General features: G+C 48.5%; 17 protein-coding genes and 2 tRNA genes. 10 read left to right on the forward strand and 9 right to left on the reverse strand.

The genetic code is table 11. The features are described from left to right. The first annotated feature begins 12 nt into the window (after positions 1–12). Positions 13–678, forward strand: coding sequence for a peptidylprolyl isomerase (locus tag PGN_RS06515; RefSeq protein WP_039417122.1), 666 nt, complete (start codon positions 13–15; stop codon positions 676–678). Positions 679–1,275: 597 nt separating this feature from the next. Here PGN_RS06515 and PGN_RS06525 read toward each other — a convergent pair. From PGN_RS06525 to PGN_RS06535, 3 genes are all read right to left on the reverse strand, one after another. Next, positions 1,276–3,384: a hypothetical protein gene (locus PGN_RS06525; protein ID WP_005874408.1), complete on the reverse strand. Its 2,109-nt coding sequence runs from the start codon at positions 3,382–3,384 to the stop codon at positions 1,276–1,278. 205 nt (positions 3,385–3,589) lie between these two features. Then, the gene (gdhA, locus tag PGN_RS06530; protein ID WP_010956255.1) at positions 3,590–4,927 is read right to left on the reverse strand and encodes an NADP-specific glutamate dehydrogenase; all 1,338 of its coding nucleotides are present in this window, start codon (positions 4,925–4,927) and stop codon (positions 3,590–3,592) included. A gap of 688 nt (positions 4,928–5,615) precedes the next feature. Beyond that, positions 5,616–6,572 (reverse strand): NAD-dependent epimerase/dehydratase family protein, encoded by a 957-nt coding sequence (locus PGN_RS06535; RefSeq protein WP_004584504.1) that lies wholly within the window; start codon positions 6,570–6,572, stop codon positions 5,616–5,618. A gap of 315 nt (positions 6,573–6,887) precedes the next feature. Here PGN_RS06535 and PGN_RS06540 point away from each other — a divergent pair, with 315 nt between their 5' ends. After that, positions 6,888–7,598, forward strand: coding sequence for a hemerythrin domain-containing protein (locus PGN_RS06540; RefSeq protein WP_012458223.1), 711 nt, complete (start codon positions 6,888–6,890; stop codon positions 7,596–7,598). Next, the gene (locus tag PGN_RS06545; protein ID WP_012458224.1) at positions 7,595–8,194 is read left to right on the forward strand and encodes a response regulator transcription factor; all 600 of its coding nucleotides are present in this window, start codon (positions 7,595–7,597) and stop codon (positions 8,192–8,194) included. Before PGN_RS06540 ends, PGN_RS06545 begins: the two co-directional genes overlap by 4 nt. Positions 8,195–8,211: 17 nt before the next feature. Here PGN_RS06545 and PGN_RS06550 read toward each other — a convergent pair whose 3' ends face one another. The 4 genes from PGN_RS06550 to PGN_RS06565 form a co-directional block, all read right to left on the reverse strand. Then, positions 8,212–8,895: an RluA family pseudouridine synthase gene (locus PGN_RS06550; protein WP_012458225.1), complete on the reverse strand. Its 684-nt coding sequence runs from the start codon at positions 8,893–8,895 to the stop codon at positions 8,212–8,214. A gap of 43 nt (positions 8,896–8,938) precedes the next feature. After that, complete coding sequence (fabG, locus tag PGN_RS06555) at positions 8,939–9,685, reverse strand: 3-oxoacyl-[acyl-carrier-protein] reductase (RefSeq protein ID WP_004584508.1); 747 nt, start codon at positions 9,683–9,685, stop codon at positions 8,939–8,941. Positions 9,686–9,768: 83 nt separating this feature from the next. Further along, positions 9,769–10,404 carry a TetR/AcrR family transcriptional regulator gene (locus tag PGN_RS06560; RefSeq protein ID WP_012458226.1) on the reverse strand — a complete coding sequence of 212 codons (636 nt, stop codon included), beginning with the start codon at positions 10,402–10,404 and terminating at the stop codon, positions 9,769–9,771. A gap of 226 nt (positions 10,405–10,630) precedes the next feature. After that, positions 10,631–10,701, reverse strand: a tRNA-Gln gene (locus tag PGN_RS06565). A gap of 278 nt (positions 10,702–10,979) precedes the next feature. Here PGN_RS06565 and lepA point away from each other — a divergent pair. From lepA to PGN_RS06590, 5 genes are all read left to right on the forward strand, one after another. Then, the gene (gene lepA / locus PGN_RS06570) at positions 10,980–12,767 is read left to right on the forward strand and encodes a translation elongation factor 4 (protein WP_012458227.1); all 1,788 of its coding nucleotides are present in this window, start codon (positions 10,980–10,982) and stop codon (positions 12,765–12,767) included. A gap of 34 nt (positions 12,768–12,801) precedes the next feature. Continuing rightward, complete coding sequence (gene dnaB, locus PGN_RS06575; protein ID WP_039417118.1) at positions 12,802–14,388, forward strand: replicative DNA helicase; 1,587 nt, start codon at positions 12,802–12,804, stop codon at positions 14,386–14,388. Positions 14,389–15,833: 1,445 nt separating this feature from the next. Further along, on the forward strand, positions 15,834–18,464 hold the full coding sequence (gene alaS / locus PGN_RS06580; protein WP_012458231.1) for an alanine--tRNA ligase: 2,631 nt from the start codon (positions 15,834–15,836) through the stop codon (positions 18,462–18,464). Positions 18,465–18,478: 14 nt separating this feature from the next. Next, a complete protein-coding gene (gene aroB, locus PGN_RS06585) occupies positions 18,479–19,540 on the forward strand; it encodes a 3-dehydroquinate synthase (protein ID WP_039417117.1) in 1,062 nt (353 codons plus the stop codon). 35 nt (positions 19,541–19,575) lie between these two features. Then, positions 19,576–19,650, forward strand: a tRNA-Pro gene (locus tag PGN_RS06590). Between the two features lie 134 nt (positions 19,651–19,784). Here the strand turns inward: PGN_RS06590 and PGN_RS06595 are convergent. Then, the gene (locus tag PGN_RS06595) at positions 19,785–20,516 is read right to left on the reverse strand and encodes a DNA alkylation repair protein (protein WP_005874778.1); all 732 of its coding nucleotides are present in this window, start codon (positions 20,514–20,516) and stop codon (positions 19,785–19,787) included. A 14-nt stretch (positions 20,517–20,530) separates the two neighbouring features. Beyond that, a complete protein-coding gene (locus PGN_RS06600) occupies positions 20,531–21,292 on the reverse strand; it encodes a lysophospholipid acyltransferase family protein (protein WP_023847619.1) in 762 nt (253 codons plus the stop codon). Between the two features lie 122 nt (positions 21,293–21,414). On the opposite strand from PGN_RS06600, the gene PGN_RS10620 reads away from it, so the two are divergent. Both PGN_RS10620 and PGN_RS10625 read left to right on the forward strand, forming a co-directional pair. After that, on the forward strand, positions 21,415–21,588 hold the full coding sequence (locus tag PGN_RS10620) for a hypothetical protein (RefSeq protein ID WP_230456085.1): 174 nt from the start codon (positions 21,415–21,417) through the stop codon (positions 21,586–21,588). A 236-nt stretch (positions 21,589–21,824) separates the two neighbouring features. Continuing rightward, positions 21,825–22,100 (forward strand): hypothetical protein, encoded by a 276-nt coding sequence (locus PGN_RS10625; protein ID WP_231845233.1) that lies wholly within the window; start codon positions 21,825–21,827, stop codon positions 22,098–22,100. Positions 22,101–22,193 lie beyond the last annotated feature (93 nt).

Below are 22,193 nucleotides of genomic sequence, written 5' to 3' on the forward strand. Positions count from 1 at the left end.
AACGATAATGATATGAAACGAACCTTATTTATCCTACTTGTACTCGTAGCCTGCTGTGCGGCTGTGGCACAAACCGGCGAAGCACGCCGTCGCGTCCTGATCGAAACATCGCGGGGCAAAATGACGGTAGAGCTTTTCAACGAGACGCCGATCCATCGCGACAACTTCATCTCCCTCGTCCGCAGCGGAGCTTACCGCGGCGTGCTCTTCCACCGCGTCATCAACCAGTTCATGGTACAGTCGGGCAACCTCCTGAGCAAAAACGCCAAGCCGCTCGAAGACCTCGGCAACGACACCACCACGCGTACCCTGCCGGCGGAGATCGATCCGTCCAAACACTTCCACCGATGGGGTGCACTCTGCGCGGCGCGACAAGGCGACGACGTGAATCCCGAAAAACGCTCATCGGCCACCCAATTCTACATCGTCACGGGACGATTCTTCACCGACTTCGATCTCGAACGCATGGCAGAGGAGAAGAAATGCACCTTTTCGGAAGAGCAGAAGAAAGCCTATATGCTCCAAGGTGGCGCACCCCACCTCGATGGCGACTACACCGTCTTCGGCCAACTGATCGAAGGCGAAAAGACCCTCTCCAAAATCGAACGCCAGCATACGGACGAGCGCAATCGTCCCCTGAAAGACGTCGTAATCCTTAATATGACACTGCTGAACTAAGACCACTGCCGAACACACATACGAAGAGGGGGAGCCGACCACGTGCCGGCTCCCCCTTCTTTTACCTCTACGTTTTTCACACGTATCAATCGGGAGAACAGCCATGCCATCGGGAGGAAAAAAACGGGAGAAAGGCCGGCTGCTAACATTTCCGACCGTTCCAAGAGCCACGCGACAGATCTTTTTGGTCGGGAAAATACCATTGTTCGCCGAGAAATCTGCATTTCGGCTCTGCAATGCAGATTGTCCGGCGGACAGCTCCCCCTTCGCCGAAAACGATCATAATCCTATACAGAGAAGAATCCTCCAACCGGCTTCGATGCAACGGCAAACAATTCCTCTGAGTTTTATAAGTGTTTCGGGGATCTTTTTTCTGCTGGGTTTTGAAATCTACAGATACTTTATGATGCTGATTGAGGTAGGTCCCAACTTTATAGAGTGATAGAACCGATTTTTCTGAAAGTATCGAAAAAAATAGAAAAAGAGATCGCATCTCACAATCATTAAAGATTGGAGGTGCGATCTCTCTTTTTTTCCGTACAGTACGATAATTATTCCCTTAAAGCCCCCTTGTCTAAAGGAGGGAGAGTCGCCGGATTATTTCACTTTCGTAAGGGCTTCGTCCACGGCTTCGAGTATAGGCAATACCGATATGGGAGAACCCACGGCTTGTTTCATCCAGTACTGCGGCACCAGTCGTCCCTGTACGAGCATGCGCTTCAGCTCCACGGCCAAGGATTTGCCCTTGATGTACTGTTCGATCTGAAAGTCGATGATATGCCCCATCGGATAATTGGGCAGGTAGAGCGGATAATTGATCATATGCGAATAGATGCCCAGAATGGTCTCGTCCTTTTCTCCGAGAATGCCGGCGTAGTACTTGTTCCAAACGGTTTTGGCCGCGTCCATGACCGCGAGTTTCAGCTCGTGTGCATCGGCTTCGGGATGCGTGTACATCCATTCCCAAACGGCCATGTCTACGAGGGATACGCCCATGATCTCGTAGCAATTCCAAAAGTTGGTCAGAGCCTCGTTGTACTCCTTCTGTGCATCGGGCTTGCTGACACCGAGGAGTTCGAGATCCCGCTTCTGGAAGAGGAAAGCGACGGCTTCGGTGAAGGATGTGTTCGGCACACCGTTGAGCATGTAGTAGTCCACATCGTTCATCGTGATGGTTTGCTCCGTATTGTGTCCGAATTCGTGTACGGCTATATTGTATCCTTTGTAGTCCATCCCCGTATCGGCGATACGTGTGCGCAGGCGAGCAAAGTCATTGCGCATCATCGAGCCTGCAGCATGGCCGGCACCTCGCGAAGGATCCACCATCACCAAAGAAGCTATCCGCTCGGCATCTTTGCTTTCGAATCCCAGCTTGCGCAGGATGTTCGGCAGATCGGCTTTGAGTGCTTCGGGTGTAGGATATTTAGCTGCGGTGATTTTGTCCAATTCGCTCTCTGGCATACCCGACTGCGAGCGAAAGCCGTTGTACCAGATGTCGAACGGCTCCAACGGGCGTCCCAATCGTTTGCTGATCAGTTGAGCCACCTTCTTTACCTGTGGAGAGGAGAGCAGTGTTTCGAATAGCTGTTTGACGTCTTCTTGCGGAATCTCCATCTCTCCCTCGAATGCACGCAGGATCTGGTTCGGCTGATGCGGCATGTATGCATCCTGTGCTTGCATCGCACGGAAATTGGCCAGGAAATATTCATATCGCGTATCGGGTTCGGCATGACCTCGGATAGCAGTGCCGGCCGGGTCGTAGAGCATATTGCTCAGGGGATCCCATTGAAAGTCCGTCTTGTCGATTACTTCGCGTGGGATACTTTGGTCGATGATCCTCTTGATGATCGCGTATATCATTCGCTGCTTTTCCAATCCGCCTTTCGTGTCCGCATAGTTGCTTTTGATCTCATCTCGCAGCCCCCAGTGCGTGATCAGTTTCATATTGCGGGGAAAGAGTGTGGAGCCGTCCGGACGCTGTAGGTAGCCCATACAGATATTGTATTCGGATATGTAGGCATCCCCACGTGTCAAGGTCTCCGATACGGATTGCTGCACTTCAGCCGGTATCCGCGAAGCGAAACGATCGCCCATTCGGGCAAAAGCCCACTCTTCTCTGCTCCACTTCGCCCCCAGCTCCATCTTCTCCGCGAGAGAGTAGTAGGGGAAGTTCAGTGCAGCTATCAGTCCGGCCTTATTGGCATAGAGATCATCGCTCAGGTGTGCCGACGCGCTGTATCCACCGAAGATCATATCCAGAGAACTGATCTCCGGCCCTTTGAGGTGGAGGGGTTCTTTCAGGGCCAGATCGATCTTGTTGAAGTAGCCGTTGAGGATTTCCAAATTCCGCTCCAGTGTACGATACATACGGCGCTGACCATCGATCGTAGGCTCGAAATTTTCGAGGACGAATGTGCGAAAAGCCTCCACGTCACCATCCTCTGCACGCCATAAAGCCGCTGCTTGTGAAGTGCCACGGTCGGCTCGGAAATGAACCTCCTTGCCATAGCGTTGCACCAATAGATCTGTCAGTTCACTGAGCATTTCCTGCCGAAAGGAGGACATACGTTTTTGCATCGGGTTTATATTTTGAGGTTTCACCGTTTGAGCTGTCGTGTTTACTTGGGCAAATGCCGTGTATCCTCCCACCGGAAGCAAAGCAAGCGACCATGCCAACGCCAGCGATAGCTGTTTTCTCTTCTTCATATTATTACTATTGAATTTAGAATGAATCTCTCCAAATGTAACGACAATCGAGGAGGTAGGATATAAATTTTGAATAAAAAGCAGCTATAGAGTCACGCAGTAGCGTTTGTGGAAATAAAAAGAGACGTACCTCCGGAGGGGAGATACGTCTCTGCTTTTTCGTTTTTGTATCTGCTCTGTATGAGCAGGGGAGTGAAATCAGGGATTAGCAAACGCCCTGAGCTACCATAGCCTTGGCAACCTTCATGAAGCCGGCGATATTGGCACCCTTCACATAGTCGATGTAGTTGCCGTCTTTACCGTATGTAACGCACTGCTCGTGGATGTCTTGCATGATCTGGTGCAGCCACTTGTCCACTTCTTCATTCGTCCAAACGAGGTGCATAGCGTTCTGCGTCATTTCGAGACCTGAGCAAGAAACACCACCTGCATTAACAGCCTTACCCGGAGCGAAGAGCATCTTGTTTGCTACATAGTATTCGCTGGCTTCGGCCGTACAACCCATGTTAGAAGTTTCAGCTACAAGAGTAACACCATTCTTGTGCAACGTCTTGGCATCTTCGAGGTTCATCTCGTTCTGCGTAGCGCAAGGCATAGCGAAGTCTACCTTTTGCTCCCAAGGCTTCTTGCCGGGGAAGAACTGAGCATTGGGGAATCTCTTCACATAGTCTGATACTACGTCGTTACCGCTGTCACGGAGGTCAAGCATGCATCGGAATTTCTCCGGTGTGTTGATACCGTCGGGGTCGTAAACATAGCCGTCAGGACCGGAGATCGTAACAACCTTAATGCCCAACTCGGTAGCTTTCTGAGCCACACCCCAAGCAACGTTACCGAATCCGGAGATAGCAAGAGTTTTGCCCTTGTAGTCTACACCGTTTTGCTTACACATGTTCTGTACGAAGTAAACAGCACCGAAACCGGTAGATTCGGGACGCAGACGAGAACCGCCGAACTCGAATCCCTTGCCGGTAAGCGTACCTGTGTGCTCGCGAGCGAGCTTCTTGTACATACCGAACATATAACCTACTTCGCGACCGCCTACGCCGATGTCACCGGCAGGAATGTCGGTGTCAGGGCCGATGTTGCGCCACAATTCGGTCATGAAGCTCTGGCAGAAACGCATGATTTCGGCTTCGCTCTTACCCTTGGGAGAGAAGTCGGCACCACCTTTACCACCACCCATGGGGAGAGTAGTGAGTGCATTCTTGAACATCTGTTCGAAACCGAGGAACTTCAGGATAGAGAGGTTCACTGAAGGATGGAAACGGATACCGCCCTTGTACGGACCGATGGCATTGTTGAACTGAACGCGGTAGCCGATGTTTACCTGTACCTTACCTTGGTCATCTACCCAGGGTACACGGAATGTGAATACACGATCCGGCTCTACGATACGCTCGATGATACCGTTCTTTTCGAACTCGGGATGTTGGTTGTACACTTCTTCTACAGAGAGAAGAACTTCCTTCACTGCTTGGAGGAATTCGCTTTCGCCGGGGTGCTTAGCCTCCAGCATTGTCATAATTTCTTGGGTCTTCATAGAGAACTCTAAATAATAGTAAGAGATTACTCCGGCAAAAGTAGCTAATGTGTTTGGAACTTTCAAGCCTTTTCTCAAAAATAAAGTTTAGTAAGATCCTTGTAGTCCAAATCACAAACTAACCCTTCCGAATATCAGCTTTTTCAGTACATAAATCAGTATCCGAATACGTCGCCAAAAGATTAAGTATATTGACTTGATTCAAAGGCAGCATGCATCGATGGTTTAATGGAGGTCGTTGTCGGTATCGAAGCCTCGCCAAAACGCATACCGAAACATCCTCAAAAGCATAGCCTTTAATCTCTATCTCATTATATCCAAATGTGTCTCGGATGAGCGAACACTCACCGGCCGGCCTTGTTTTTGAGGTCGGACCGATGGATAAGGGGAGCTTTATCATCCTCGACAGTTACCATCCTACTGTGAAAAAATGACACTGAAAGGGTGATTCTTGATAACCTCCTCTTTTTTCAAAGGTCTCTCATTAATTTATTGATATGCACTGAGTTACTCGAAATTGGCGAATAAAAAAAGCCCTAGTTTGTGAAAGTTGGAACTTCATCGTATTATGAGTACTGAAAAGATAGGGGCTGTGACAAAAATGAATTTTGACACAGCCCCCATCATGAGTATTTTGCCGATCGATATATATCCGAAAGAAGTCGGTATCGGCAGCTAAAAAGACTGTTTACTTGCCGTAGCGAGCTTTCAGTATCTGGATCATATCTGCAGACATGGAATCGAGATCGTAATCCGGCTTCCAATCCCATTCACTACGAGCACAAGAATCATCCAATGAGTTTGGCCACGATTCGGCAATACCTTGACGAAGAGGATCGACTTCGTAATTCATAACAAAATCAGGTACCAGCTTCTTCACTGCTGCCGCTATCTGCGAGGGTTCGAAACTCATGGCAGTGATGTTGAACGAATTGCGATGTACCAGACGGGCAGGGTCAGCTTCCATCAGCTCCACGCATGCACGAAGAGCATCGGGCATATACATCATATCCATATAAGTACCCTCTTTAATCGGACAAGTGAAGCGTCCTTCTTTGACAGCTGCATAATAAATATCCACGGCATAGTCCGTCGTTCCACCACCGGGGAGGGTGACGTTGGAGATCAAACCGGGGAAACGAACCGAACGTGTATCTACACCGAAACGCTTGTGGTAGTAGTCACTCAAAAGCTCGCCACTGACCTTCGTTACTCCGTACATGGTCTTGGGACGCTGAATAGTATCCTGGGGGGTCTTATCCTTAGGAGTATCATTGCCGAAAGCACCGATAGAGCTGGGCGTAAACACTGCACAATTCTTTTCACGAGCTACTTCCAGTGTATTGAAAAGTCCTCCCAGACCAATATGCCATGCTAACTGAGGTTTGGCTTCTGCTACGGCACTGAGAAGGGCAGCCAAATTGTAAATCGTATCTACTTTATACTTATCCACCACTTCTGCTATTTGCTTGGCATTGGTGATGTCTACTATTTCGGCAGGACCGCTTTCGAGTAGTTCGCCCTTAGGCTCTGCACCGGGGATATAACCCGCTACAACGTTTCCCTGAGGATAACGCTTTCTCAACTCCATAGTCAACTCCGATCCGATCTGTCCGGTAGAGCCGATAATCAGGATGTTCTTCATTCTACTACCTCCGTATTGCTTTAAGTTAGTTGGATTCATTAAAATTCGCTGCAAAAGTATGGATTATTCTCATAAATATGCGACTAAAAAGCAGTACAAAATCAATGAAGACGAAAAGAAAGACAAAGACCTCTCCACAGGATTCTGACGAATAAATGCCATTCCCTCTTTGAAGGGGTTTAAGCCGAACCAACATAAGAAAAGAGAACGATCGAGTGCGAAATCATTTGATTTCAAGCAGATACCTATATGTGGGGATTGTCGATTAGGCGGAATAACTATACTTTTGTTTGAAACAAAACAATATTTTTTCGTATGACAACACATCACATAAAGAAATCATACTCACCCAATACAAAGCTAAGTGACTTGATATGCGAGAATTACGACTTACTACTGGTCATTACGCGCTTTGGTATTTCGCTTGGTTTCGGAGAAAAGAGCATACGAGAAGTCTGTGAGGACAATAAGGTAAACACCAATACCCTCATGGCTGTAATCAATGCACTTATCAACCGTCCCGAGCACCCTTCCGAGACTGTCTTGTCAGATCTGTCAGCTCCTTCCCTGATCAACTATCTGCGAAAGTCGCATAATTATTTTCTCGAATTTCGTCTGCCTTTGCTCCGTCAAGACCTTTTGGCCGCACTGTCCAACTGCCCATCCGAAGTGGTATTCGTCATTCGTCAATTCTATGATGAGTATGTGGAGGAAGTACGCAAGCACATGAGCTACGAAGAGAAAACGGTTTTCCCTTATGTGGAAAAACTTTTGGACGGAAAGTTGGACAAACGTTCGCACTACAGAATCGATATATTCAGCAAACGCCACGATCAGATAGAGCTGAAGATTTCCGAACTTAAAAACCTGCTGATCAAATACTACCCGACATCGAGTGGCTACGAACTCAACAGCGTTCTGCACGACATATTCTCCTCGGAAGACGATTTGTCAGCACACAACTTTGTCGAAGACCATCTTTTCGTGCCTTTGATTCGTAAAATAGAAAAGGAAAACGGATTATGAATATCATCACACTCAAGGTAGCGATAGTGGAACCGCTACCTATGATTCGTGCAGGGCTGGAAGCTCTACTGAAGAAAATCACCGGCTACAAGATACAATTCATAGATGCACCCGCCGATAATGGTTGGGTAGATGTAATCTCCTTTTATTGTCCCGATGTCGTTTTCATGAATCCACTCGTATCGGGACTCACCCGAAACGAATCCGACAAAGCATGTCCGCAGTCGCGCTATGTGGGTTTGCTCACTACGCCGATTGACAGCAATATGCTACACAACTATGACGATACACTGTCCGTCCACGCCACAGTAGAAGAATTAAGACAGCTATTGGAAAGACTTTATCAAAAGACCTTGGAGCCTGAAGAGAGCGGAGAAGAACAACAGACACTCACCAATCGGGAGAAAGAGATCGTCGTAGGAGTAGTGAAAGGTATGACCAACAAAGAGATTGCCGAAGAGCTTTTCTTATCTACACATACCGTTATAACCCACCGACGCAACATTGCAAAAAAATTGCAGATCCACAGCCCCAGTGGCTTGACCATCTATGCCATCATGAACAAACTCGTCAATCTCGACGAAATCGCCCACTAAACAAATAAATTCGAGGCCTAATCGCCGACCTTGGAAGTAAGCAAAGACCAAAGTTTATCATTCGAGGGAAGAGGAGCGGTGAGATCGATGAGGACGCCGCTGACAGGATGAGTGAAACGAATTCGATGGGCCAGCAGACTGATTCCTCCATCCGGATTACTGCGCCCGAATCCGTATTTCAAATCGCCCTTGATAGGACAACCCATAGCTGCGAGCTGGCAACGAATCTGATGGTGCCGGCCTGTATGTAGCTCTATTTCCAAAAGATGGTAATTGTCGGACGAAGCCAATAAGCGATAAGAGAGAGAAGCCTTCTTACTGTTCGGCACTTTGCATACCGAAGCAAAGCTTTTGTTCAGTCTTTCGTTTCGACTGATATAATGGACGAGCGTATCTCCATCCTTGGGAGGTCTTTGTTTGACTATGGCACGATATACCTTTTGCACCTTCCCATCGCGAAACATATTATTGAGTCGCGCCAAAGCCTTACTCGTTTTGGCAAAAACGACCAGTCCGGCCACAGGACGATCCAAACGATGGGCTACACCGAGGAAGACTTTGCCCGGCTTGGCATATTTCTCTTTGATCCACTGCTTGACCGTTTCGGACAGAGGGCTGTCACCAGTCTTATCGCCTTGAACAATCTCCCCGACAGCCTTATTGACTATGATCAGATGATTGTCTTCGTAAACGACTTCCATAACGACAGCCCTATGAACCGAACAGGTTGATTCTGATCCTATATTACATATTCATACCGCCACAAACGTGGACTACCTGTCCCGTCACGTACGAAGAGAGGTCACTGCCAAGGAAGGTAGCTACGTTAGCCACATCTTCAGGCGTACCACCACGACGCAGAGGTATCTGTGCCGCCCATTGCTTCTTCACTTCTTCGCTAAGTACGGCAGTCATATCGGTGATGATAAAACCCGGTGCAATCGCATTGGCACGCACGCCACGTGAGCCCAGCTCTTTGGCGACACTCTTGGCCAAACCGATCATACCGGCTTTAGAAGCTGAGTAGTTGGATTGTCCTGCATTGCCCGATACACCTACCACAGAAGCCATATTGATGATACTGCCGGTGCGCTGTCCCATCATGATGGGAGTCACGGCATGGATCATGTTGAACGCTGACTTCAGATTAACGTTGATCACGGCATCCCATTGTTGCTCAGTCATACGCATCATAAGGCCATCGCGAGTAATGCCGGCATTGTTCACCAAAATATCGATCCGACCGAAGTCAGCCTTGATCTGTTCCACCACTGTATGCGCAGCATCGAAGTCCGCTGCATTGGAAGCGTATGCCGCTGCACGTACTCCGAGCCCTTTGAGTTCTTCTACGAAAGCCTGTACGCCCTCATCGATATTCAGATCAGTAATAGCCACATCGGCACCTTCCGTTGCATACTTATAAGCTATGGCACGGCCGATACCGCGTCCGGCTCCCGTAATGAGAGCTACCTTGTTCTCCAATAATTTCATACTTTGATTTTAATTAGTCGTGGACAGATACCTACCGATACGATATGTATGTCCGCGAAGTTTATTTATTGATCGTTAAATTCTTAAACACTTTCACTTCCAATCTCTTCTTCACCGCTGTTTACTGTCGGAGAGAGACAGATACCGTGGAAGATCAGATGCTCCACATTCTCACTGATTCGCTCGAACGCGATCGTTCCGGCATGCCTAAGATGGCCGCTGATATACGGTACTTCTAACCCCTTGATTGAGTGGAGCAAGATTTTGGCGGTAATATGGGTATCGGGTATAGAAAACGCATTAAGCCGAACACCTTCGTCCAAAATGGAACAGATCAGATGTTCTTCCTTGAGGTCGAACTCCTTACGAGCAGTCTCCACCTTCCATATATCACGAAAAAAATCGGCACGAAGCGTACCATTGCGCACGACAATCTCTTTGATTGCTTCCAAATGTGTATAGATGAAGTGCATCAGCTTCTTAGTCGGCGACATAGACACAAGAGCAGCAGTCTCCAACGAGCTGTAGAGTTCGTCCAGCTCCTTATGGACAACGGCAAAATAGATATCTTTTTTGCTTTTGAAGTAAGTATATAGCGTGCGTCGTCCCTTGTTTGCCGCATCGGCGATGTCGTTCATCGTGGTCTTTTCCACACCGATCTTGGCAAAGAGCTGACGTGCTACATCGATCATCAGTTCTCTTGTTTTCGCCACACTCATTAAAATTTTTCGATTACCCTATATTCTATACGGCATTCTGTTTCGGAAACAAATATAAGGTTTTTGGCGTTGATTTTGCACGTTTGTTTCAGTATTGAGCAAAAGATCCACCGTCTTAGTCTGTATATTGGCTTGGACGGTACTATCCATTATCCAAGAAAAGTTCGATCGAAACAAATAAAAAAGCTGTCTCCTTTGAAAGGGGACAGCTCATCGATCATTCTTGTTGTCTCACAAGGATTCGAACCTTGACAAACAGGACCAGAATCTGTTGTGCTACCATTACACCATGAGACAATGGCGAAGCCTTTATCGCTTCCGGTGCCGCAAATGTACACCTTTTTGTGAAACAAACAATAAAAAACAACATTTCGATTTTAATTGGCATCCGCATCTTCCTCCATAGAGTCCGACTTTGAAAAGATGGGTTGGAAATCTCGATTTTAGGTTCGTAAACCGGAAACACACTCAAGATATTTTAGTCACTTTTTCTGTCCGTTTTTGTACTTTTGCGAGCGTAAAGACCGAAAAAGGTCATACATCAGCATCAAAGGGTTCCATCTCAATAAACATCGATGAAGAATATCCGCAACTTCTGCATTATTGCACATATCGACCACGGCAAGAGTACCTTGGCCGATCGGTTGCTCGAATATACCAACACCGTCTCCGGCAAAGATCTGCAAGATCAGGTCTTGGACAATATGGACTTGGAACGAGAGAGAGGTATAACGATCAAGAGCCATGCCATTCAGATGGACTATGAGATGGATGGAGAAAAGTATGTGCTCAACCTGATCGATACTCCGGGGCACGTGGACTTCTCCTACGAAGTCTCTCGCTCCATCGCTGCTTGCGAAGGGGCATTGCTTATCGTCGATGCTGCCCAAGGGATACAGGCGCAGACCATATCCAATCTCTATATGGCGATCGAAAACGACCTGACCATCATCCCCATTGTGAACAAAGTGGATTTGCCCAGTGCCATGCCCGAAGAGGTGGAAGACCAGATCATCGAGCTTTTGGGTTGCGATCGTTCGGAGATCATCCGCGCCAGTGGCAAGACCGGTCAGGGAGTAGATCAGATCCTTCGCGCCATCGTAGAGCAAGTACCGGCCCCTGCCGGAGACCCCGATGCCCCGCTGCAATGCCTCATTTTCGATTCGGTCTTCAATCCGTTCCGTGGTATCATCGCCTATTTTAAGGTGGTGAATGGCAGTATTCGCAAAGGAGACCATGTCAAGTTTATTGCCACCGAGAAAGAATACGATGCCGATGAAGTAGGAGTACTCAGGCTCGATATGGAGCCGCGCTCGGAGGTCAAGACCGGCGATGTAGGCTACATCATCAGCGGTATCAAAACAAGCCGCGAGGTCAAGGTCGGCGATACGATCACCCATGTAGCCAAGCCGGCCAAAGAGGCCATAGCAGGATTCGAAGAGGTAAAACCCATGGTCTTCGCCGGTGTATATCCGATCGAAGCAGAAGACTTCGAGAACTTGCGTACTTCCCTGGAGAAACTCCAACTCAACGATGCCTCACTGACGTTTCAGCCCGAAAGTTCGGTGGCTCTCGGATTCGGATTTCGTTGCGGATTTCTCGGTTTGCTCCACATGGAGATCGTGCAGGAGCGATTGGATCGGGAGTTCAATATGAATGTGATCACGACGGTGCCCAACGTTTCTTATAAGGTGTACGACAAGAAAGGTGGCTGCAAAGAGGTTCACAATCCATCGGGACTGCCCGAACCCACGCTTATAGATCATATAGAAGAACCCTTCATCAGAGCTTCTGTCATCACCAATACGGCCTATATCGGCCCTATCATGACACTTTGTTTGGGCAAAAGAGGGGTGTTGGTGAAGCAAGAATATATATCGGGCGATCGTGTAGAGATCTTCTACGATCTTCCATTGGGCGAAATCGTCATCGACTTCTACGACAAACTAAAGAGTATCTCCAAAGGATATGCCTCATTCGACTATCACCTGCACGACTTTAGAGAGAGCAAGCTGGTAAAGCTCGATATTCTGCTCAATGGCGAACCCGTCGATGCCCTGTCTACACTCACACACGTGGACAACAGTGTCACATTCGGCCAGCGCATGTGCGAAAAGCTCAAAGAACTCATCCCGCGTCAGCAATTCGAAATAGCCATCCAAGCAGCTATCGGAGCCAAGATCATCGCTCGCGAAACGATCAAGCCTGTCCGTAAGGATGTGACGGCCAAGTGCTATGGTGGCGATATCTCCCGTAAGCGTAAGCTGCTCGAAAAGCAGAAAGAAGGAAAGAAACGCATGAAGCAGATAGGCACGGTCGAAGTGCCTCAGAAGGCTTTCCTCGCTGTCCTCAAACTGGACTGATCCGAGGTATTTTCATAATCCCCACCCTATTGCTATGGCCACAACGAAGTCCCGCACCAAACGTCCTGCTCCGGAGAGCATCACAGCGCCTTTGGAGGGACGTGTTCCACCACAGGCTCCCGAACTGGAGGAGGCTGTTTTGGGGGCTATCCTGCTGGAAAAAGATGCCTATATGCAAGTGGGCGAAATGCTGCGTCCCAGTACTTTCTACCTCAAAACCCATGAACTGATCTACGAGGCCATTACGCAGCTGGCACTCAATCAGAAGCCCGTGGATATGCTCACGGTGACGGAGCAGCTCAAAAAGAACGGCAATCTCGATGCGGTCGGTGGCCCCTCTTATATAGCCGGCCTGACGCTGAAAGTGGCAAGCTCGGCCAACTTGGAATTTCATGCCAAGATATTGGCACAGAAAGCTTTGAGCCGTGAGGTAATCGGCTTTTCCAGCGAAGTTCTGAAGAAGGCTTACGACGACACGGAGGACATAGAGGATCAGTTGCAGCAGGCCGAGGGACGATTGTTCGAGATCTCCCAGCACAACATGAAGCAGGACGTCCAGCCTATCGACCCGATTATCAAAGAGGCCTTGGGCGAAATCCAGATTGCAGCCAACCGTAAGGAAGGACTCAGCGGTCAACCATCCGGTTTCCCCGCTATCGACAAGCTCACGGCCGGTTGGCAAGCTTCCGATCTGATCATCATTGCTGCCCGTCCTGCTATGGGAAAGACCGCATTCGTGCTTTCCATGGCCAAAAATATGGCTATCGACTATAATATACCCGTAGCCATATTCAATTTGGAAATGAGCAGTGTGCAGCTGGTCAAGCGTCTGATGTCCAATGTCTGCGAGATTCCGGGTGAGAAGTTGAAGACCGGCCGACTCGAATCACACGAATGGGTACAACTCGATACCAAGCTGAAAGACTTCGAAAACAAACCCCTCTACATAGACGATACTCCTTCCCTTTCCGTCTTCGAACTGCGTACCAAATCGCGCCGTCTGGTACGCGAGTATGGCGTGAAGATGATCATCATCGACTATCTTCAGCTCATGAACGCCAGCGGAATGTCGTTCGGCAACCGCGAGCAGGAAGTCAGTACCATTTCACGTTCTCTGAAGGTTTTGGCCAAGGAGCTGAAGATACCTATTATCGCTCTCTCCCAGCTCAACCGAAGTGTGGAGACCCGTCAGGGCGACATCAACAGCAAACGTCCGCAGCTATCCGACTTGCGTGAATCCGGAGCCATCGAACAGGATGCCGATATGGTATGCTTCATCCATCGCCCCGAATACTACAAGATCACGGAAGACCAGCAGGGCAACTCCCTTTTGGGCATAGGCGAATTTATCATCGCCAAGCATCGTAATGGTCCTGTGGATGATGTACGTTTGCGCTTCCGCAGCGAGTTTGCCAAGTTCCTACCTCTTGAGGCCGAGAGCATGGTCAAACGCCATTCCCGTATCGGAGGCTCACCCGTGGAAATGGGTGTCGGCAACGGATCGTTCGCCCCTCCCCTACCTCCACCGGAGGAAAATCCCCTCCTTTCAGGCCCCTATTCCTCCGGCACATCCGAGGCCGATTTCCTCGCCGAAGCATCGGGAATCGACAACCCCTTCTGACATTATCAGGAAACGATATTGCATAATTATGAGCCAATATACATGGCTCAGGCCCAATTAGAAGAGCCTAACACATTAGCCATCCCTTAAAAAGCCCTTATGGGACAACTAGATAGGGTTCGGAGCAAAGACGAAACCACGGTATATAGACAGATCGAACTGAGGCTAAACACGTGCCAAAAAAGTTTTCAACAACGAAGAGGAGTTTGGAATGATTCCAAATAAGCAAGTGAAAGGAAGTGGACATTGAAGTCGAAAAGTTGAGGATACGGACTTTTTCAAGTCGAAATATGACATTTGGAAGAGAAGATAACGATCTATATACAAATCGTTTACGATAAATATATAGATCGTTTTCGTTTTGTATATAAATCGTTTTCAATTTATATATAGATCAAAAGTCATTTCTATATAAATCAAAAGCCGAAAAGGCCACTTCGAAAGTTTATAAAACAGAGGCACCCACATGATTCAGCTCGAATCATGTGGGTGCCTTATTCTTTTGAAGGGACTGTAAGAGACCTTATTGCTGCTTATGGATCATGGAGATTATACTATTCGTCCCAATACCAAGATGGTATATATATAATATCGGCCGGCTTAATCGGCCGAAAAGATTAGGAGCAAGAGAGTATTCGCAGCACATATCTAACTATCATTTAATCGTTTATCCATATAATTTCATTCGGATGAAAGGCTCTCAGGACAGCGATATTCAACTCCTCATAGAGAGCTTCATCGCAGACAAATGTAAGGAAAAAGTTCAATCCCCTAAAAGGCATTAGAGCGGGTACAATCCTTTAGCTTTGTGATCGATATAGTGTAATGAGCGAAGAATATAAGCCTGAATCGGCAGTTCGAATGTTGCTCAAAACCACTGCTTTTCAAGCAAACTAAATTCGCAATCTTCCTTTACACGAAAGCCGACGTGAGATAGAACGAAATGATGGCTATAGCATCTTTGGATTCCACATCCGGCAACAGGTCTCATTCAATGCTCTGCAAAAAGATAAATGCCCTCAGAAAACCTGCCAAAACATCATCCGATTTCTAATGTAACAGTCCTGAAAAAGAAAAAGACAAAGCAACAGCATAAATTTTCAAATGCAATAGTCCTCGCTCATCCTCCAAACGAATAAGGCACCCGTCGAATTCTTCTACGAATTTGACGGGTGCCTACGTTTTATCATCTCACAAACAGCCTTTTTCACTATACGATTTAATATAAACTGCTTACAATCTAACAGAAAGCAGGTTCTCACCGGAAAATATCTGTTTCTAATCTTTTTATGCTCGATTCATTTGTAACAGTCCTTCGGTTATGACATAAGATATAGCACAGAAAAACATCTGTTCCACTCTCTCTGTTATCCCTCTGTGAGGAAAGAAATTCGTATTTTTGTCCTCATTATCAAAGAATAACAACCTACTACGTGCAATCGAATATGCTCACGTCAAAAGAAATCAGAGAGTCGTTCAAGACTTTTTTTGCCTCAAAAGGTCATAAAATCGTTCCCTCTGCCCCCATGGTGATCAAAGGCGACCCCACGCTCATGTTCACCAATGCCGGCATGAATCAGTTCAAGGATATCATACTCGGAAATACCGAGGCTAAATACACTCGTGTAGCAGACTCGCAGAAGTGTCTGCGTGTAAGCGGCAAGCACAACGACCTCGAAGAGGTAGGCCATGACACCTATCATCATACCATGTTCGAAATGCTCGGCAACTGGTCGTTCGGCGATTACTTCAAGAAAGAAGCCATCGAATGGGCTTGGGAATACTTGGTGACGGTGTTGGGTCTGGATCCTCAGCGTCTCTATGCTACCGTATTCGAAGGCAGCCCCGAAGAAGGCCTTGACCGCGACGACGAAGCGGCATCTTACTGGGCACAGTTTCTGCCTGAAGAACGAATCATCAACGGCAATAAGCATGACAACTTCTGGGAAATGGGCGATACCGGACCCTGCGGTCCCTGCTCGGAAATACATATCGACCTGCGTTCGGACGAAGAGCGTGCCCAAATAAACGGTTTGGAGCTGATCAATAAGAGCCATCCGCAGGTCATTGAGATATGGAACCTCGTCTTCATGCAATACAATCGGAAAGCCGATTCTTCCCTGACGCCTCTGCCACACAAGGTGATCGATACGGGCATGGGATTCGAGCGTCTGTGTATGGCCTTGCAGGGCAAGACTTCCAATTACGATACGGATGTCTTCCAGCCCCTTATCCATGCTTTGGCTACGATGACGGGAATCGGATATGGAGAGGATTCCGCCTCGGATATAGCCATGCGCGTAGTAGCCGACCACATCCGGACTATCGCCTTTGCCATCACGGATGGCCAATTACCCTCCAATGCCAAAGCCGGCTATGTCATTCGCCGTATCCTTCGCCGTGCGGTTCGCTATGGCTACACCTTCCTGCACTGCCGCGAAGCGTTCATGTACCGATTGCTGCCGACACTGATCGATACGATGGGCGATGCTTATCCCGAATTGCAAGCACAGCGCGAACTGATCAGCCGCGTGATCAAAGAAGAGGAAGAGAGCTTCCTGCGTACACTGGAAACGGGTATCCGCCTGCTGGAGAAAAAAATAGCCGACAATAAGGCTACCGGCTCCACCGTATTGGACGGTGTCGCTGCCTTCGAATTATACGATACGTTCGGATTTCCCCTCGACCTCACAGCCCTGATCCTATCGGAAAATGGGATGACGGTGGACGAATCAGGCTTCGACACGGAGATGCAGAAGCAAAAAGAGCGTGCCCGTAATGCCGCTGCCGTAGAAGCCGGTGACTGGGTAGTGCTGCGTGAGGGTGAATCCAAATTCTCAGGATACGACTTCACCGAAACGGAAACAGAGATCCTGCGCTACCGTCAGGTGAAACAAAAAAACAAGGAATACTTTCAGGTGGTACTCTTGGACACTCCTTTCTATGCAGAGATGGGTGGGCAAGTAGGCGACAGCGGTCAGCTGATCGACGAATCGGGTGTAGCCTATGATATATTCGACACCAAACGCGAAAACAATCTCTCGGTACACCTGATGAAGAAATTGCCCGAAAGCACGACAGACACCTTCGTGGCACGGATCAATCAGGACAAACGCCGCCAGGCAGAAGCCAACCATACGGCTACGCACTTGCTGCACGAAGCTCTGCGCGAAGTCCTCGGAACGCATGTGGAGCAGAAGGGTTCGTTCGTCAGCCCGGAGGTGCTTCGTTTCGACTTCTCCCACTTCGGCAAGATGTCTCCGGAGGAGATCCGCAAGGTGGAAGAATTGGTATCCGAGCGGATACGTGCCGACTTCCAACGGGAAGAGTTTCGCGATGTGCCGATTGCCGAAGCACAGGCTATGGGAGCCATGGCTCTCTTCGGAGAGAAGTATGGCGAAGAAGTGCGCGTACTCAAGTACGGCTCTTCGGTAGAGTTGTGCGGAGGTACACATATTCCCTCTACAGGCATGATCGGGACATTCCGTATCGTTACGGAAAGTTCGATAGCATCGGGGGTTCGTCGAATCGAAGCCGTAACGGGCATCGGTGCCGAACGTTTCATATACGAGAAAGAAGATATTCTGCTGGCTGTAAAGGAGCTGTTCAACAACAATCCGAACCTGATCAAGTCCATCAAGAAAATGCTCGAAGAGGATGCAAGTCTGAAAAAACAGATAGCGGACATGAAGCACGAGCGCATGCTGAAGTTCAAAAAGTCGCTTCTCGAGCAGGATGTTCGTCGCCGTGGTATCCGTCTTTTCCTCTTTCAGGAGATCATGGAGGCAGAGACGGCCAAGGATATAGCTTTCCAAATTGCCGGCGAACTGCAAGAGAGCTTCGTCCTCATAGCGGGAACGACCGAAGGTGGTGAAAAATGCGCGCTGACAGTGATGCTTTCGAAAGATCTCACGGAGGGAGGGATGGATGCAGCCAAACTGGTACGAAGTGCCGCCAAGCATATACAGGGCGGTGGTGGTGGACAGCCACACTTCGCTACGGCGGGTGGCAAGAATCCTAAAGGATTGCCTGCTGCCATTCAGCAGATACTGACCGAAGCAGAGCTAACGGACTGATCCCCCTATAGCCTGTGGTCATCGTCGGAACAGATATTATCGGTCGTAAGCTGGTACCTGCACTGTCGGGTATGGCTTACGACCGATTGTTCGTTTTGTGCGACGAGGCAGTGGCAACGCTGCATGCAGAGCGAATTGCTGCGATCAGAGCACTAACGGCCGCGGATGATTGGTATTTGCTCTCCGGAGGGGAAACGATCAAACAGTGGGAAAACTGCCTGCCCCTATGGCGATGGCTGAGCGAAAGAGGTGCTTCGCGCCACTCTCTATTATTGAATATAGGAGGCGGTACGATTACGGACTTGGGCGGCTTTGTCGCTTCGGTCTATAAGCGAGGTATCCGGACGGTAAACCTCAGCACAACGCTAATGGGGATGGTAGATGCTTCGGTCGGAGGGAAAACAGGCATAGACTTCGAAGGCGTCAAAAACGAGATAGGCACTTTCCATCTGCCGAAAGCGGTCTTCTGTGACTGTGCTTTCCTGTCCACCCTACCCGACCGTGAACTGCTGTCGGGACATGCCGAATTGGTAAAGCACGCTCTTCTCATGGGAGCGGATGAATGGAAAGAAGTTATTTCTTTCGATCCGTTCGGTAATAATATGGAGGCATGGGAAGAGATCGTCCGGCATAGCGTAACTTTCAAGGAGTCGATAGTAAATCGGGACTTGCACGAATCCGGACTTAGAAGCATGCTCAATCTGGGACATACCGTCGGGCATGCGGTAGAGAGCTTTTCCTATAGCTTACCGGGAAATGTAGGCCTCTCGCATGGCCATGCGGTCATGATCGGCCTTATCTGCGAACTCTATTATTCGGTGGTGGCACATAGTTTCCCTCGAGAGATCCTCTACTCACTGGTCTCATGGTCCAAAGAATACTACTCACCCTTCTTTTTCACCTGTAAGCAATATCCGGCTCTGACGGCTTTTTGCATGAAGGACAAGAAGAATCTGGAAGGCAAAATCAGGCTCATTCCCCTCAAAGGGATAGGCTTACCGGCAGAACCATGTGAGATAACGGAGAAAATGTTGCACGAATGTTTCGATTTTTATCGCGAAACTCTTGGAGGGTAAATAAAAAAACCTACCTTTGCAACGCAATAAGCAAGCGGGGTGTAGCTCAGCCCGGTTAGAGTACGCGTCTGGGGGGCGTGTGGTCGCTGGTTCGAATCCAGTCACCCCGACTGGAAAAAGAGAAAAAGGCAGATATTGACTCAATATTTGCCTTTTATTTTTGATTTATTCTGTCTGTTATTTTGCTCGGCTTATTCTTTTTCGCAGCTCCGCCTATAAATGATATATAAAAGTTATAGGTAGATTATTTCCCTTTGGTCAGGTAGTAAGAGCGCAGATCGGACGGGAGCTTTTCCATGGCATAGCGGAGAGCTGTCCGTGGCATAGTGGCGGCATGTTTGTCAAGGAAAGCAAGCAGGAGCCGTTCTTGCTTTTTACCCATCTCACGCAGCATCCAGCCTACTGCTTTATGAATGAGATCGTGTGGGTGGTGGAGCAATCGCTCGGCAATGCGAATGGTAGCTTCGTACTCTCCGTATCGGATCAGTCGCCAATTGGCTACCATCGCTATTCGTTGTTCCCACAACAAGCATGAATCGGCCAATCTATCCAGCAAGGCATTGCCCTCGATGGGATGAGCATGGACATATTCGCCTACTATTCCGGGTGCGGATACATCAACCAAATCCCAGTTATTGATCATAGTCGTATGGCTCAGATAGGAGGCTAATAGCCCCTCCCGTACTGCTTCCGACCGAGCACGTCTGTATAGTTCGGTCATGCCGATAAGTGCGAGATGCCGCACCTCGTGATAAGGCTGTTGCAGCAAAAGAGCGAGGATTTCCACCCTCCAAGGCCTATGTGTCTTCTCATAAGCGCGAATGTCGGGAACGGATATTCCGAGGAAAAGGTCTCCCTCAGCATATTCGCCCGGAGCAGTCTTAAAAAACCGCTGCATCTGTCCGGCACGCTCAGGATTACCGATACTTTCAAAATGCGCAGTTACTGCTTGGGCGGTCAGTTGGCTATGATCCATAAGGCTTTACCTCGCTACTTCGATTGGGTTGCAGCCATTTCTTCCGGTAGCACCGAAGCAATTCGTCGGCTTGTTTCCCGCACCGCCTCGGATATACATAACGGTCTCTCTCCAAAATCTGCAACGGACAGAGGTGGATGGATCGTCAGCGTCAAGCGATGAGGGCGTGGGATGAGTTTCCCTGAGGGAAGCACGCGATACGAGCCATCCAACGAAACGGGAATAATGGGTACACCCAATTCGTCCGCCATCAGGAAGCCACCCTTTTTAAAGCGAGCCAGCCGGCCGTTGCGAGTACGACTACCCTCCGGGAAAATAAAAATGGAAGTACCTTCCGCCAAAACACGCTTGGCCTGATCCATAGTGTGAGCAATAGAGGAAGGGCGAGTATCATCGACAAATACGAATCCGGCCGACCGGCATGCATAGCCTACGAAGGGTAATTTGCGAATACCTTCTTTCAATACCCATTTGAAAGGAATACCGAGATAGCCGTACATCATGAAAATATCGCAAGCGCCTTGGTGATTGGCCATAACGACGAAAGGCCCTTTACCCGGGATATGCTCTCGCCCTCTGACTCGAATGGGGCACAAAAAGAGGAATAGCGTACATCGCGACCACAACATCCCGGGATAATAACTGAATATTCTACTGCCTCCCAGCATGCAGCCTACAGTGGTAGTCAGTGCTGTCAATATAGTGAGCAGGAGGAAAAGAGGGGCGCCGATCAGGCAGAAATAGATGAGAAAAAGAAAGCGTCCGATAGTATTCATCTTTTTCGTATTGATTACGGACAAAAGTAATGAATCTTTCGTGCAATAATTTCTGTATTCGGCAGATTATTGTTTTATTTGCAGAGATAAAAACGAAAACAAATAAAACGAACATACTCACAATGGAAGGAATCGGAAAATACTTGGGAGCCATCATATTGCTCGTTGGCGTTTTGGTACTGGCCATCCCCGCATTCACGAATTCGATCAGCGACAAGAGCTTGATGATCGGTCTTTTTTTGGTCGTCGTAGGCTTCTTCGCCCACATTATTCTTGGCCGTAGAGCAAAGGCATAAGGCTGAAATATAGCCCCCCAATCGGGGAATCGGGAAAAAGAGAACCATCGGTTCATCTCCTGCCATAGAGGAGGAATGAACCGATGGTTCTCTTTTCGTTTATTACAGCTTAAAGTGTTGGGTACCGCTGAGTTGCCGGAATTATAAAAGTTGAGGTTCGCAGAGACTGCATAGAGTACTCCTTTCTTCGTCAAATCAATGCTTGTGTCTGTCTTGACCCGGGGCCGACGCTTAAATTGGTTTTGCGGCTTCATTCGAGCGAGTTTCTCCTCATTGGTATTGTTGGCTGCTACTGTGTAACGACGTTAGCCGGATGGATTATTGGAGTCGGAGGCGGTATCGGCTTGTATGGACGCAATGTGAATCAGACGGCACAGCGTGGCACACAAGGTGCATACACGGGGAGCAAGGCGATGGTTGGAGGAGCACAAGTGCTGTTGCCGGTAACGTCGTTGGACGTCTCAAAGGGGCACTCATTAAAGAGAAGAAGATTTCCACTGGTGGAAAGATAGCTTTCCACCAGTGGAAATAAGGCGTGTACCAAATGGTCGCCTGACACACAATAAAATGAATGAACAAAAGTGCCTGCTTATTGTCCAAAGGCC

Source organism: Porphyromonas gingivalis ATCC 33277 (assembly GCF_000010505.1).
GTDB classification, from domain to species: domain Bacteria; phylum Bacteroidota; class Bacteroidia; order Bacteroidales; family Porphyromonadaceae; genus Porphyromonas; species Porphyromonas gingivalis.

Excerpts from the sequence above, each read along its gene's own strand:
- PGN_RS06515 (WP_039417122.1), top strand. The coding sequence starts at position 13 with ATGAAACGAACCTTATTTATCCTACTTGTACTCGTAGCCTGCTGTGCG.
- PGN_RS06525 (WP_005874408.1), bottom strand. The coding sequence starts at position 3,384 with ATGAAGAAGAGAAAACAGCTATCGCTGGCGTTGGCATGGTCGCTTGCT.
- gdhA (WP_010956255.1), bottom strand. The coding sequence starts at position 4,927 with ATGAAGACCCAAGAAATTATGACAATGCTGGAGGCTAAGCACCCCGGC.
- PGN_RS06535 (WP_004584504.1), bottom strand. The coding sequence starts at position 6,572 with ATGAAGAACATCCTGATTATCGGCTCTACCGGACAGATCGGATCGGAG.
- PGN_RS06540 (WP_012458223.1), top strand. The coding sequence starts at position 6,888 with ATGACAACACATCACATAAAGAAATCATACTCACCCAATACAAAGCTA.
- PGN_RS06545 (WP_012458224.1), top strand. The coding sequence starts at position 7,595 with ATGAATATCATCACACTCAAGGTAGCGATAGTGGAACCGCTACCTATG.
- PGN_RS06550 (WP_012458225.1), bottom strand. The coding sequence starts at position 8,895 with ATGGAAGTCGTTTACGAAGACAATCATCTGATCATAGTCAATAAGGCT.
- fabG (WP_004584508.1), bottom strand. The coding sequence starts at position 9,685 with ATGAAATTATTGGAGAACAAGGTAGCTCTCATTACGGGAGCCGGACGC.
- PGN_RS06560 (WP_012458226.1), bottom strand. The coding sequence starts at position 10,404 with ATGAGTGTGGCGAAAACAAGAGAACTGATGATCGATGTAGCACGTCAG.
- lepA (WP_012458227.1), top strand. The coding sequence starts at position 10,980 with ATGAAGAATATCCGCAACTTCTGCATTATTGCACATATCGACCACGGC.
- dnaB (WP_039417118.1), top strand. The coding sequence starts at position 12,802 with ATGGCCACAACGAAGTCCCGCACCAAACGTCCTGCTCCGGAGAGCATC.
- alaS (WP_012458231.1), top strand. The coding sequence starts at position 15,834 with ATGCTCACGTCAAAAGAAATCAGAGAGTCGTTCAAGACTTTTTTTGCC.
- PGN_RS06595 (WP_005874778.1), bottom strand. The coding sequence starts at position 20,516 with ATGGATCATAGCCAACTGACCGCCCAAGCAGTAACTGCGCATTTTGAA.
- PGN_RS06600 (WP_023847619.1), bottom strand. The coding sequence starts at position 21,292 with ATGAATACTATCGGACGCTTTCTTTTTCTCATCTATTTCTGCCTGATC.
- PGN_RS10620 (WP_230456085.1), top strand. The coding sequence starts at position 21,415 with ATGGAAGGAATCGGAAAATACTTGGGAGCCATCATATTGCTCGTTGGC.